The sequence below is a fragment of the Chryseobacterium sp. ERMR1:04 genome (assembly GCF_001297705.1).
In the GTDB taxonomy this organism is placed as follows: Bacteria; Bacteroidota; Bacteroidia; order Flavobacteriales; family Weeksellaceae; genus Chryseobacterium.
In genome coordinates this window covers 116,068-128,466 of sequence record NZ_LIRF01000004.1, presented here as the reverse complement: position 1 = coordinate 128,466, position 12,399 = coordinate 116,068, and the positions used below count along the sequence as shown (strand labels likewise).

At 31.5% G+C, this 12,399-nt stretch carries 12 protein-coding genes; 6 read left to right on the top strand and 6 right to left on the bottom strand.

What is annotated here, in order from left to right; translation table 11 throughout:
- The first annotated feature begins 32 nt into the window (after positions 1-32).
- On the top strand, positions 33-1,412 hold the full coding sequence (locus tag AMQ68_RS08030; RefSeq protein WP_054510136.1) for a hypothetical protein: 1,380 nt from the start codon (positions 33-35) through the stop codon (positions 1,410-1,412).
- Positions 1,413-1,649: 237 nt separating this feature from the next.
- Here AMQ68_RS08030 and alaS read toward each other — a convergent pair whose 3' ends face one another.
- Complete coding sequence (gene alaS, locus AMQ68_RS08025; protein WP_054510135.1) at positions 1,650-4,253, bottom strand: alanine--tRNA ligase; 2,604 nt, start codon at positions 4,251-4,253, stop codon at positions 1,650-1,652.
- Between the two features lie 820 nt (positions 4,254-5,073).
- Between alaS and AMQ68_RS08020 the strand changes: the two genes are divergently transcribed.
- The 5 genes from AMQ68_RS08020 (at position 5,074) to AMQ68_RS08000 (ending at position 8,216) form a co-directional block, all read left to right on the top strand.
- Positions 5,074-5,628 (top strand): RNA polymerase sigma factor, encoded by a 555-nt coding sequence (locus AMQ68_RS08020; protein ID WP_054510134.1) that lies wholly within the window; start codon positions 5,074-5,076, stop codon positions 5,626-5,628.
- A 12-nt stretch (positions 5,629-5,640) separates the two neighbouring features.
- A complete protein-coding gene (locus tag AMQ68_RS08015; RefSeq protein WP_054510133.1) occupies positions 5,641-5,913 on the top strand; it encodes a hypothetical protein in 273 nt (90 codons plus the stop codon).
- A gap of 79 nt (positions 5,914-5,992) precedes the next feature.
- Entirely contained in the window at positions 5,993-6,445 is a 453-nt protein-coding gene (locus tag AMQ68_RS08010; protein ID WP_054510132.1) for a DUF417 family protein, read from the top strand.
- 137 nt (positions 6,446-6,582) lie between these two features.
- Positions 6,583-7,569 carry a peptide-methionine (R)-S-oxide reductase MsrB gene (gene msrB, locus AMQ68_RS08005; RefSeq protein WP_241775099.1) on the top strand — a complete coding sequence of 329 codons (987 nt, stop codon included), beginning with the start codon at positions 6,583-6,585 and terminating at the stop codon, positions 7,567-7,569.
- 95 nt (positions 7,570-7,664) lie between these two features.
- Positions 7,665-8,216: a DUF4468 domain-containing protein gene (locus AMQ68_RS08000; protein WP_054510131.1), complete on the top strand. Its 552-nt coding sequence runs from the start codon at positions 7,665-7,667 to the stop codon at positions 8,214-8,216.
- A gap of 31 nt (positions 8,217-8,247) precedes the next feature.
- Here AMQ68_RS08000 and AMQ68_RS07995 read toward each other — a convergent pair whose 3' ends face one another.
- From AMQ68_RS07995 to AMQ68_RS07975, 5 genes are all read right to left on the bottom strand, one after another.
- Positions 8,248-8,907: a hypothetical protein gene (locus AMQ68_RS07995; RefSeq protein WP_054510130.1), complete on the bottom strand. Its 660-nt coding sequence runs from the start codon at positions 8,905-8,907 to the stop codon at positions 8,248-8,250.
- The gene (locus AMQ68_RS07990; RefSeq protein WP_054510129.1) at positions 8,904-9,536 is read right to left on the bottom strand and encodes a hypothetical protein; all 633 of its coding nucleotides are present in this window, start codon (positions 9,534-9,536) and stop codon (positions 8,904-8,906) included. Before AMQ68_RS07990 ends, AMQ68_RS07995 begins: the two co-directional genes overlap by 4 nt.
- Positions 9,537-9,540: 4 nt before the next feature.
- Positions 9,541-10,104, bottom strand: coding sequence for a murein L,D-transpeptidase catalytic domain-containing protein (locus AMQ68_RS07985; RefSeq protein ID WP_241775083.1), 564 nt, complete (start codon positions 10,102-10,104; stop codon positions 9,541-9,543).
- A gap of 414 nt (positions 10,105-10,518) precedes the next feature.
- On the bottom strand, positions 10,519-11,364 hold the full coding sequence (locus AMQ68_RS07980; protein WP_054510127.1) for an ABC transporter permease: 846 nt from the start codon (positions 11,362-11,364) through the stop codon (positions 10,519-10,521).
- The gene (locus tag AMQ68_RS07975; RefSeq protein WP_054510126.1) at positions 11,357-12,265 is read right to left on the bottom strand and encodes an ABC transporter ATP-binding protein; all 909 of its coding nucleotides are present in this window, start codon (positions 12,263-12,265) and stop codon (positions 11,357-11,359) included. The genes AMQ68_RS07980 and AMQ68_RS07975 overlap by 8 nt, the downstream gene beginning before the upstream one ends.
- Between the last annotated feature and the right edge of the window lie 134 nt (positions 12,266-12,399).

Genomic DNA, 12,399 nt, shown 5'->3' with positions numbered 1-12,399 from the left:
TTATAATTAGTTTTAACATAACTTGTACTAAAATGAAAGATATCATTTCGATTGATTATGAATTATTCCTTGACGAAGTAAAACTTGTAGATTTTGAAACAAAACATTCTCTTTCGGATGCTGATATTATAATTTGCAGTCCACATATTAATATGAACAATGGTTATAGTTCAAATTATCGTGGGAAAACGTCATATAATTTAGATGTATCTTCAAAAATAAAAGATTTTACTATTCACTGGAATAGAGAGATAAATTCTGCATTGGAAGCAGGCAAAAATATTTTCATCTTTCTAGATGAAAAGGAACAGTTTTATATTGATACAGGGCAAAGGAATACAAGTGGAACAGGAAGAAATCAAAAAGTAACAAATATTGTTGAAAATTTTGATAATTATAAAATTTTACCCTTTAAAATAGATGTTCACAATTCCAAAGGAGAAAAAATTGTAGCTAAAAGTAATTTAATAAAAACTTTTATAGAAAATTTTAAAAATATTTTATCATATAAAGCATACATTGAATCTAAAGATTTAGAAATACAGCCTCTCATATATAACAAAACTCAGGATAAAATTATTTCAGGAATAATTAAACGTAAAAATGGGAATATTATAATCTTACCTTTTATTGAGCCACATAATGAAGAGTTCTATGATGAGGAGGACGAATTTACAGATGAGGGTTATAAGCATCAACGTAAGATTTTAAGTACAATTCTTGAAATAGATAAAACTCTATCAAGTGATATTGAAAGATCACCTAAACCAATTTGGCTTGTAGAAGAAAAATATAAGTTGAATAAAGTAGAAAAACTTAAACTAGAAATTGAAGGGAAAATTGAATCAATAAAAAAAATTGAACATGAAATCGAATCGTTAGAAACAATTAAAGAATCTGAAGAATCTCTCCAAGATTTAATTTTTGAAACGGGTAAGCAACTTGAGAATGCTGTAATAAAAGCATTAAAAATACTAGGATTTGAAGCAGATAACTTTGATAATGGAGTACTTGAATTAGACCAAGTTATTATTTCTCCTGAAAAAATTAGATATATAGGAGAATGTGAGGGTAAAGATTCAAAGTCTATCGACATTAGTAAATTTCGACAATTACAAGATTCATTAAATGAAGATTTTCAAAGAGAAGAAGTTGATGAGAAAGCATTTGGACTTTTATTCGGAAATCCTTTTAGAAATTCTAAAATTGAAGAAAGACAAGATTATTTTACTACTAAATGTTTAAAAGGGGCTGAAAGAGAAAGGATTGGTTTAATACGAACTACTGATTTATTTTTTATTTGTAAATATTTGTCCGAACACAAAAATGAAAAGTTCAAAAAGAAATGCAGACAACAAATATTTAATGATTTAGGGAAAATCATAAATTTCCCAGAATTACCAACAAAATAAAAAGTGGAGATAACATTGTATTAGCAAAATACGCGGTTTAAGAAAGGTTGTATTTTAGTGGTTCGTAACTTTTTTGAAAAATAGGTCAATTAAACATCCTATCTTAATTAGATTTTAATGATTTTTTAAATCAAAAAATAATAGACATAAATAATCCCTTTCAAAAATGAAAGGGATTATTGTTTAAAGTAATTCGTATAATAAAACCTTGCAAAACTGCAAAGCATAAATGTTTTACTAAATACTCAAAGCCTTCTGATAAGCATTCTCCAAGCCATCAAGGTTTTTACCTCCAGCTGTTGCGAAACCTGGGTTTCCACCACCACCGCCTTGGATTTCTTTTGCTAATTCTTTAATAAGTGCTCCAGCCTGATAAATTCCTGCTAAATCATCAGAAACACCAACGGTAATCATTGGTTTTCCGTCTGCGTCAGAAAGGATAATCGTTATAGAAGTTGGGATTTCTTTCTTCAACTGGAAGACGATGTCTTTCACCGAACCGGCATCCAAAGAAGTTCTTTTCACTAAAATTAATTTATCGCCTTTTTGCTCATAAGCACCTTTCCAGTCACCGATTTCGCCTTTTGCTTTTTCTTTTTTGAATGCTTCAACTTCTGCTTTTAATGCAGCGTTTTCTTCAATTAATTTTTCGATAGAACGTACAACATCTTTAGATTTTAGCAATTGAGAAAGCTCAAGAACTTGTTTTTCTAAATTTTTGAAATATTCCTCAGATTTATCACCTGAGATCGCTTCAATTCTTCTGATTCCTGCTGCTGCAGAACTTTCTGAAGTCAATTTGAAATGACCGATTTCGCTTGTATTTTTCACGTGAGTTCCACCGCAAAGTTCTTTTGAACTTCCAAACTGGATCATTCTTACACTATCACCATATTTTTCACCAAACAAAGCCATGGCACCTTTGTCAATTGCTTCTTGGATAGGAATATTTCTGAATTCCTGTAACGCAATACTTTCTTTGATTTTTGCATTCACTTTTTCTTCAACCAACGCTAATTCTTCCTCCGTCATTTTATTGAAGTGAGAGAAGTCAAAACGAAGATATTCAGGACCAACATAAGAACCTTTTTGTTCAACATGAGTTCCTAAAACATCTCTCAACGCTTCATGCAATAAGTGAGTTACTGAGTGATTAGCCTGAGAGTTTTTTCTGTCGGTTACATCTACTTTAGCAATAAAAGAAGCAGTAACATTTTCAGGAAGTTTATTGATTAAAGAAATAATCAATCCGTTTTCCTTTTTAGTTTCCAATACTTCGAAACTTTCAGTACCATTTTCAAGAACACCTTTATCACCAACCTGTCCACCACCTTCGGGGTAGAAAGGAGAGTTGCTCAATACAACCTGATAAAATTCACCGTCTTTATTTTCTACTTTTCTGTATCTTGTAATATAAGTTTCAGCCTCAATTTGGTCATAACCCACGAAGTTTTCTTCTCTTTCTTCTAAGTTTACCCAGTCGTAAACTTTCTGAGCAGAATCTTTTCTACTATCTTCTACTCTTATTTCCATTTGCTTTTCAAAGCCTTCTTCATCAATTGTTAATTGCTTTTCTTCAGCAATAATTCTTGAAAGATCAGCTGGAAAACCATACGTGTCATATAGTTCGAAAATTTTATCTCCGGCAAGAGTTTTTTCTCCTTTTTCTTGAGTTTCTTTAATAATACTATCTAATCGAATTAGGCCTCTCTCAATCGTTCTTAAGAAAGATTCTTCTTCACTTTTGATGACTTCGGTAACTAATTTTCCTTGTTTTTCTAGTTCAGGGAATACTGATCCCATCTGTTCCTGAAGAACAGCAACCAATTTGTAAAGGAAAGGCTCTTTTATATCCAGAAATCTGTAAGAATAAGAAATTCCTCTTCTCAAAATTCTTCTGATTACATAACCTGCTCCGCCGTTTGATGGTAATTGTCCGTCAGCAATCGCAAAAGAAACCGCTCTGATGTGGTCTACCACAACACGGATGGCAATATCTTTTTCGTCTTCTAGAATTCCGGTATATTTTTTACCTGAAAGTTCTTCAACTTTAGCAATCAACGGGGTGAAAACGTCTGTATCATAATTGGAAGATTTCCCTTGAAGCGCCATGCAAAGACGCTCGAAGCCCATTCCTGTATCTACGTGTTGAGCAGGAAGTTTTTCTAACGAACCATCTGCTTTTCTGTTGAATTCCATAAAAACCAGATTCCAAACTTCCACCACTTGAGGATGATCATTGTTCACCAATTCAAGTCCTGAAACTTGAGCTTTTTCTTCCGGAGTTCTCAAGTCAACATGGATTTCAGAGCATGGTCCACAAGGCCCGCTTGCTCCCATTTCCCAGAAGTTATCTTTTTTATTTCCGTTGATAATTCTGTCTTCAGAAATTACCGCTTTCCAGTAATCATAAGCAGTCTGATCTCTTTCCAGATTTTCAGAAGCGTCTCCTTCAAAAATGGTTACATATAGGTTTTCTTTCGGAATTCCGTACACTCCCGTTAATAATTCCCAGGCAAAAGCAATAGCATCTTTTTTGAAATAATCACCAAAAGACCAGTTTCCTAACATCTCAAACATGGTGTGGTGGTAAGTGTCTCTACCTACATCATCCAAATCATTATGTTTCCCTGAAACTCTCAAACATTTCTGTGTATCGGCAATTCTTGGGGCGGTAGGCGTTTTGTAGCCTAAGAAAAAATCTTTGAACTGCGTCATTCCAGAGTTGGAAAACATTAGGGTAGGGTCGTCTTTCAGCACAATTGGAGCTGAAGGAACAATAAGGTGGTCTTTACTTTTAAAATAATCTAAAAATTTTTGACGTATCTCTTGTGATGTCATAATGATATATATTGCTTTGCTTTTTACAAATTTTCGATAAGATGCAAATTTACTATTTTTACAACTAAAATAATAATTAACTATTATTTTGTCATCATGAAGTTTAATTAGCATAAATGTTTTGGGGAGCTATTTCCCGCTTTTCGTTGCAATTTTTTTTTCAAAAATGGATTTTAACTCCAATCGGGGCTAGGGTTATAGCCTTGTTTTGAATATTTAAAGTACGAATTAATCATACAGTTTGTCATCCTGAAAGGATATAAACTCGAATCTTTCCACACCATAAATTTAAACCTAACAGGTTTTTAAAACCTGTTAGGTTTGTTTTAGCACTTAGAAAAAGGATGTTTCAGCATCTCATTTTTTGCGCCTCTTAACTTTATAACAAACAAACTATAGACAGGTCAATAAATATGATTTTTAATTTAAAATTTTAACCTTTAACCTGAATAATTTGCATATTAACATAGAATCAGGACTATGTTGTAGCCAATATTTTAAATATTCGAAGTAAGAATTATCCGTACAGTTTGTCATCCTGAAAGGATCTAAATAATAGTATTAGAGATTCTATTTTCATTAACAATTGTGTTATTTATAAAAAGATGCGTGCTATTTATGTTTAAAATAAGAGATTGCTTCTTCGTTTCGCTTTTCACAATGACCAAATGATTATCATAAAAATTTTGCACTTTAGAATTTAACTTTCTATATTCGTTTTAATATTAAATAAAAACGCTCACGGTTTCTCTGATTTTATAATAGATTTTAAAACTTAATTATCTGTATAAATCTGTGGGCAAATAATATTAAGTAAAAAATGATGAAAAACGAAGTATTGAAAAGCTGGGTAGAGCAATATTCTGAGCCTCTTTTAAAGAGAGCCGTTTATTTGCTTTCGGATAGGGAAGATGCTGAGGATGTTGTTCAGGAAGTTTTTATTGCTGCTTTTTCGTCGTATGATTCTTTTGAAGAAAAAAGTAAACCGCTAACGTGGTTGCAAACGATTCTTAAAAATAAAGTAGCCGATTTTTATAGAAAGAAATATAGAGCTGAACCTCAGATAAGACTGGATCATTTTTTTGATGAAACAGGTTCATGGAAAAATGATGATGTGCTCCATGATTGGGATGCTACCAATAAAGAAGCTGAACTTTTGGATAATGATGATTTTAATAAAACGTTAGAAGATTGTATTGAAGAATTGCCCTCCCGATGGAAGATCCCTATGAAAATGTATTATCTTCAAGAAAAAAAAGCGCCTGAAGTGAGTCAGGAATTGGATATTTCTACGACTAATCTATGGAAGATTTTGCAAAGAAGTAGAATGCAGTTAAGAGAATGTCTGGATTTTAACTGGTTTGCACAATCATAAAGAATAAAAAAAATGGTTAAAAGATTTATTCACCTGTTATTTTTACCATGCAGTGAAGCGACACTGCTGTTGGAAAAAAGAAATGCAAATTCCATCTCTCGGAAAGAGGACTGGAGGCTTTCTATGCACCTTAAAATATGTAAATGGTGTAAAGCATACGAGAAAAAACTGAAAATATTAGATGAGATTTTAAAAAGAAAACTTTTTCAGGATAAAAAAACTGAAATTAATAAATCTGATATTCAGAATTTTAAAGATAAGATGATGAATAAGTTTGATCTTTAAATAAAATTTTGTCAGGATTTTGAAATTGTTCCGACTATACTTTTGAAAATAGCAAAGTATTAATTCAAAATCTTAAACAATGAACGGAACAACACAGAAAATTAGCAAAGAAGTATCGGCCTCTACCATTGGATATTATATCTCCCTTTTTGGCACCGCTCTTATTTTAATCTGGATAGGGATCTTCAAATTTACTCCCACGGAAGCTGCCGGAATAAAGAACCTTGTAGAAAACCATTTCCTTACTTTTTACGTATATGATATCATGAGCGTTCAGGCAGTATCAAATGCTATCGGAGCGATAGAAATTATCATTGCCTTACTCCTTATATTTAGTGTGAAATTTGCATTCTTACGAAAGTATGCTGCCATAGGAATGATTGTAACTTTCCTTACAACGCTGAGTTATTTATTTACAACTCCCGGAATTTGGAAAGTAGTAGACGGAATACCCGTGACGGACTTTTTTATTCTAAAAGACCTTATGTTTTTAGGATTCGCATTAATGATACTTCAAAATGACAAAAAATGAATAATTATAAAAAGATAAAAATGAGAAACATATTAGTATTGCTTGGCATGATGCTTGGCATTGCAGTATTTGCAACAAGCTGTGGAGATTCTTTAAAAAAGAAATCAGGAGAAACTAAAAAAGATAATGAGACCGTTATGAACAATAAAAATCTTAAAGAAGTTTATTTTGCAGGAGGATGTTTTTGGGGAACAGAACATTTTTTTCAACAAGTTCGTGGAGTAGTGGGAACAGAAGTTGGCTATGCTAACGGAAAGACTCAGAATCCAACCTATGAAGAAGTGGTAAGTCATACAACTGGTTTTGCTGAAACCGTAAAAGTAAAATACGACCCTGAACAAGTTGATTTAAAACTGTTAATTGATCTTTATTTCAAAACAATTGACCCTACAAGTTTGAATAAACAGGGAAATGACAGAGGAGATCAGTACAGAACAGGAATTTATTCTACCGATAAAGAGACGGAAGCTATTGTAAAAGAAGAAGTTCAAAAATTGGCTAAAAATTATAGCAAACCTTTGGTTGTAGAAACAATTGCTCTTAAAAACTTCTATAAAGCAGAAGATTATCACCAGGATTATTTGGATAAAAATCCTGGAGGATATTGCCATATTGAACCAGGACTTTTTGAAATGGCAAAAAATGCAAACCCTCTTCCTAAGAAAGATGCAAAAGCAAAATATCAAAAAGAAGATAAAAAAGTTTTAAAAGAAAAGTTAACGTCTGAACAATATAAAGTGACTCAGGAAAATGGTACAGAAATGCCTTTTAAAAATGAATATTGGGATGAAAGCCGTGAAGGTATTTATGTTGATATCACTACCGGAGAACCTTTATTTATTTCAACAGACAAATTTGAATCTGGTTGTGGATGGCCAAGTTTTTCAAAACCAATTTCTAAAAAATTAATTGACGAAAAATTAGATACATCAGCCGGAATGGATAGAACAGAAGTAAGAAGTAAAACTGGAGATGCCCACCTGGGACACGTCTTCAATGACGGGCCAGCAGATAAAGGAGGACTTCGTTACTGTATCAACAGTGCTTCTCTGAAGTTTGTTCCAAAAGCAGAAATGGCGAAAAAAGGATACGGAGACTATCTTTCTCTGTTAGATAAAAAGTAAGTGAAAGGAAGGTTGTCGAAAGGCAACCTTTTTTAATGGTTATCCGTAAAGTTAGTATTATGTTTTTTTGATATTTTTGTAGAAACTTTTAATTAATGAAAAAACTATTTGTATTTATTATTTTATTTTTAACAATTACATTACATGCTCAAGATAAAGAGATTATTAAATATACAGAAGTTATAAAGACTTTAGATTCTACAAAACCGGCTAAGGTATTATATGCTGCTGCAAAAATATGGTTCACTCAAACTTTTAAAAACCCTAAAGAAGTTATTATTCTTGAAGATGCTGATAACAATATATTAGTTGGAAGAGGTAGTATGAAGTATTCAAGTAAAGTTTTTATGGGATCTGGAGCTAGAGAAGGATGGATTAGTTTTGATATAACGATAGCTTGTAAAGATGGAAGATATAAATATGATTTTACGAATTTTATCCACGAAGGGAATACTGTTAGTTTAGGAATTATTACTAATGAAGAAATGTTATCAACTTTGACAGGAATGTTGGCAGGAGGGCCTAAAGGGTATAAGATAAAAGTGACTAATGAAATAAGAGAAATAATTTCGAATAAGGTTAATTCTGAAATTGAAGATTTAAAGAAAACAATGAATAAACCAATAATTTCAAAAGAAGAATGGTAATAATACATTAATTAGAATACTAATTTTTTTGTTAAAATTGAAATCTTTCTTTAATGCTCAACATAGAAATATGCAACAAAAATAAAAATCCGAAAATAATAAGAAATGCCCGTTTAGGCAATTGTGTTAAAATTTGTGTGAACTTGTCATATCCTTTGGGTTCTATAAACTTCAAATAAGCTTCCCAATTATTAATAGTATCATTACCCATTGGAATTTCTGTATAATCTTTGCCAAAAAAGTTATCTTTAGTAATAGATAGAAAATAGTTTTGAATGACAAATAGATGTCCTGTTTTTTCTAAGTCAACAGCATATTCTTCAGATTTTGTAATATGCATATCATTAAGCAATGAGACAAAATCACCATAGGTATTGTTATTATCAAAAATAAATTCAATTCCGCTTCTTTGTTGATTTCTTTTTTGAAGTTTTTTCATTTCGGAAACATATAAATTTGAATTTTCTTTAGCCTTACCAGAATTCACTTTAATTTTTTTATAATTCCAGTTTCTTGCAGACTCAAAAGTGTAAATGTTATTTATATTATCTCCTGGCCTTACTTTAGGAGGAATAGCAATATCAATAACATTAAGATTGATTTCTTCAAATTTTCGATTTCCATAATACCAAAACAAAATAGGAATAATGATGGCACTTATCAATCCCGGAAAATAATATATCTTTTTCATATGATTGTTTTTCTATTGATTTGAAATCTCTCTTTAATACTCAACATAGAAATGTTTAAAAACAATAAGAATCCGAAGATAATATAATATGATTGCCTTGGAAGTCCTTTAATATCTGCGAAACTAAGACCTTCTTTTTGTTTATAATCTGTTGGTCCGCCAACTACACCACCGCAAATAGCATAATTTTTATTTGGATCTTGATAAAAATGAACTGCAAAAAAATGGCCGGTATTTCCTACATCAACCCCGTAAGTTTCTTGTTTTGCTAATTGCATGGTATTGATCAAAGTAACCAGATCCTGATAATTATTTTTATCATCAATTATAAATTCAATCCCTGTTTCTTTTTCATTTCTCTGCTGAAGCTTTTTAAGTTCAGAAATATAATACTGTTGGTTTTGTAGCGCTGTATTAGGTTTTACAATGATCTTTTGATATTTCCAGTTTCGTACGGATTCAAAAGTATTATCAATCGTGTCATTATATTTATGTTTTGAGGGAATTCCTAGATCAAGTACAGTATAAGGTTGATGAGCTCTCGGGCCTGCATAATACCAAAATAGAATCGGAATTAACAAGGCACTTATCAATCCCAGAAAATAATATATTTTCTTACTTTTCCTCATAGCTTTAATTATAAATCCACATCAGAACAGGCTGAGAAGAATTCTGCAATATCGGATCAATCTTTTTTAATGCATCATTAGAAACCGTCGGGCAGCCCCAGCCTTCAGGTGAACCTTTTGGGAAAACTTCATCATTGCTCATTTTATCCCAAGAGTGAAAAACGATGGTTCTTTTTAATGCATTCGTATTGGTTGTTTCCAAGCCGTGCATTAAATATTTTACATTAATTCCCCATTCGCTTCTTCCTCTTTCTCCGATTTTATATTTTCCTAATGATGAAAGATGGCTTCCGTCTTCATTGCTGAAATCAGGCTTCTCTTTTGATTGGTCCCAACTCCAGATATTATTTCCGCATCCATGACCGACTAAATATTTTTGTATAATTTTCTTTTGTTGAAGATCATAGACAAAAAATCTGTTGATTCCAGAATGTAAACTCATGTCTATTAAGATACAAAAATCGGTATTGAACTTATTTTTCTTACAAAATTCAAGAGCTTCTTCTCCTTTTTTATCGGTTTTATTGAGGTCAAGTATAGGTTTTGTAACTGGCTTGGGTTTTATCATTGAAACCGATTTTTCAATAATATTTTCCACTTTTTGATTACATGAACTAAAGATAATTAATGATACTATCGAAAATGATTTTATAAAGAAGAAGGATAAATTTTTCATCATGAGTTTCAAAGAAAATTAAAATTAAACAAAAAAGTGATTCAAAACATGAACCACTTTAATTTTTTATAATGTAAACTTTTTATTTTAACCACAAAAGAGTCAAAAGAATTACGCATTATTTAAGCTAGTTTTGAACTGTAAACAAGAATACATAAGTTTAAAAAAATCTTTGATTTTTATTCTTTTGCAAGCCTATATTTTCCTAATAGCTAAGCTATAAATAGTTCAATAATAGCTTTTGCGCCTAAATTTTTAATTAGTTTAAACAGACTTAGTAAAAACTTTAATCTTTTAAAATAAGGCTTACCAATCTCTTTTTTTCAAGATCCAGTAAGATCCGAAGATAAAAATTACGCACCAAATGATACACGCAATTAAGCTTTCTGTAGGGTAGGTGAATTCATATTTAAATCCAATCATTTTGGCCATATCTAATCTCATTATTGGATTAGGGATAAGGCTAGACATGCTTTCTAAAGGGAGAAGATGAGTAAAGAAAAAATCATCTTTCATGATCTTCATTCTTTCTAATTCCTGAGTTCCACGCACTTTTTGAAATACTTCTACCGCTGTTAAAATACCTTCAAAGATCCAATAAACAAAGAATCCAAGAAATACAAACATCGATTTTCTCAGCAATATAGAAAGGAACATTAAGAAACAGAAAAATGTAAACAGCTTTACAAAGTAGTTCCCAATGAAGAATATTTCCTTGAAAACCATTTCAGAATCTGTGTTCTTTGAATAAGTGTTACCTAAAAATAAGGTGATGATAAACACAAGAAGGGTAGAAACAATGGTGAAAACTGAAATTGTTAATAGTTTTGAAGCAATAAACTCTTTTCTGCTCAGTCCGTCAATTGTATTTTGTTTAAACATCCTGTTGCTGAATTCCTGCGAGATTGAAAAAACAATGATCAATCCGAGAAATATTTTTAATAACGCAACAATCCATGTGGTAAAGTTCCAGATTTCCGGGAAATTATAAATTCCTTGTTGTTTTAAATTAATGGTAGCTCCAAAAACATCTAAATCTACGAGTCCGATAAAAAGAAGTGCTACTAAAATAGTAAAATATAGGATGGTGAAAACCTTGAATGGTCTATAATTAAGGTTTTTGTAATATTCGAGTTTTAATAGTTTAAGCATGATTTGTGTTTTTTACAAGTTCAAGGAATTGAGTTTCAAGAGACAGTTTTTTCTTATTCAGATGCGATAAGAAAATTCCTTTTTCTGCCAGTTTCTGATTTAAAGCAGAAGCGGAAATTGAAGCGTCATCACGAATTTGAGCTTTAATAATTTCGCCGTCTATTCTCACCGAAGTAAACCACTGAAGTTCTTCTAACACGCTTAAAAGTAAAGTGTTATTATCTGCTTTTAATTCAAAATATCCTTTGTTACTGGTCATTTCATCCACTCTTCCGGAATAGATGGCATTTCCTTCTTTTAAAACAATAACATGGCTGCATATTTTTTCAATTTCATCCAAAAGGTGACTTGCAATGATAATCGTAATTCCTTGTTTTGCAATACTGTTGATGATATCTCTGATTTGGATAATTCCTTCGGGATCAAGTCCGTTAGTGGGCTCATCCAAAATAAGAACTTCAGGATTATTTAAAATAGCTGACGCTATGGCCAGACGTTGTTTCATCCCTAAAGAGAACGTTTTAAAAGTGTCTTTTTTTCTTTCATAAAGGTTCACAGTTTTCAAGACTTCATCTATTCTTTCGTAAGGCGTTCCTTTGATTTCGGCAACAATTTTAAGGTTGGTTTCTGCACTTAAATAAGGATAAAAGTTAGGTTGTTCGATGATGGCTCCTATTTTTTTCAGGGTATCAGAATTGGTTCCTTTCTTTCCAAACCAAAACCAATCTCCACTTGTAGGATTGATGGTTGAAAGCAGCATTCCAAAAGTAGTAGATTTTCCACTTCCGTTAGGGCCGAGAAGACCATAAACATTGCCCTTCTCAACATCAAAAGAAATATTGTTTACCACAACTCTTTTGAATTTTTTGGTGAGATTCTTTACTGATAATATTTTTTCCATGTAATTTGTTTTACATAGTAATAGTGTACGAAATTGATAAAATGTTACAGATTCTTTTTAATTTTATGTAGTAAATGATAGGTTTCTGATGATTAATTTAGCCTATTTAAGGTGTTTGACCTATTGCTCATTCA

Bases quoted from the DNA above. Each gene is read 5' to 3' on its own strand.
- AMQ68_RS07980 (WP_054510127.1), bottom strand. From the start codon at position 11,364: ATGCTTAAACTATTAAAACTCGAATATTACAAAAACCTTAATTATAGA.
- AMQ68_RS08020 (WP_054510134.1), top strand. From the start codon at position 5,074: ATGATGAAAAACGAAGTATTGAAAAGCTGGGTAGAGCAATATTCTGAG.
- AMQ68_RS07985 (WP_241775083.1), bottom strand. From the start codon at position 10,104: ATGATAAAACCCAAGCCAGTTACAAAACCTATACTTGACCTCAATAAA.
- AMQ68_RS07995 (WP_054510130.1), bottom strand. From the start codon at position 8,907: ATGAAAAAGATATATTATTTTCCGGGATTGATAAGTGCCATCATTATT.
- AMQ68_RS07975 (WP_054510126.1), bottom strand. From the start codon at position 12,265: ATGGAAAAAATATTATCAGTAAAGAATCTCACCAAAAAATTCAAAAGA.
- AMQ68_RS08030 (WP_054510136.1), top strand. From the start codon at position 33: ATGAAAGATATCATTTCGATTGATTATGAATTATTCCTTGACGAAGTA.
- AMQ68_RS08015 (WP_054510133.1), top strand. From the start codon at position 5,641: ATGGTTAAAAGATTTATTCACCTGTTATTTTTACCATGCAGTGAAGCG.
- msrB (WP_241775099.1), top strand. From the start codon at position 6,583: ATGAACAATAAAAATCTTAAAGAAGTTTATTTTGCAGGAGGATGTTTT.
- AMQ68_RS07990 (WP_054510129.1), bottom strand. From the start codon at position 9,536: ATGAGGAAAAGTAAGAAAATATATTATTTTCTGGGATTGATAAGTGCC.
- AMQ68_RS08000 (WP_054510131.1), top strand. From the start codon at position 7,665: ATGAAAAAACTATTTGTATTTATTATTTTATTTTTAACAATTACATTA.
- alaS (WP_054510135.1), bottom strand. From the start codon at position 4,253: ATGACATCACAAGAGATACGTCAAAAATTTTTAGATTATTTTAAAAGT.
- AMQ68_RS08010 (WP_054510132.1), top strand. From the start codon at position 5,993: ATGAACGGAACAACACAGAAAATTAGCAAAGAAGTATCGGCCTCTACC.